The following is a 254-nucleotide window of genomic DNA, read 5'->3' as shown; positions in this document are numbered from 1 at the left end:
CCTCGCTCCAGATCACGTCACGGTCGGGCGGGGAGTCCGACAGCATGAACCAGCGCGCCGTGTCGGCGCCGTAGGTGGCGATGATGTCGTCCGGGTCGACGGTGTTGCGCTTCGATTTCGACATCTTCTCGCTCGGGCCGATCTCGACGGTTTCGCCGTTCGACATCAGCACGGCGCGGCGGGCGTCGCCGTCGATCTCGATCCGGACCTCGGCCGGCGCGGCAAAGCTGCCGTCGGCCGTGCGGTAGGTCTCG

The 254-nt window shown here is 68.5% G+C and carries 1 protein-coding gene; it reads right to left on the bottom strand.

Annotation, left to right across the window (positions count from 1 at the left end; translation table 11 throughout):
- Positions 1-254: class I tRNA ligase family protein (locus ACP3VS_RS24485; RefSeq protein ID WP_426390330.1), on the bottom strand; the 254-nt coding region annotated here is incomplete at both ends.

Source organism: Lysinibacillus sp. VIII_CA (genome assembly GCF_049943995.1).
In the GTDB taxonomy this organism is placed as follows: Bacteria; Bacillota; Bacilli; order Bacillales_A; family Planococcaceae; genus Lysinibacillus; species Lysinibacillus pinottii.
The sequence above is the reverse complement of the archived record's forward strand: the minus strand, read 5'-3'. Positions and strand labels throughout refer to the sequence as shown.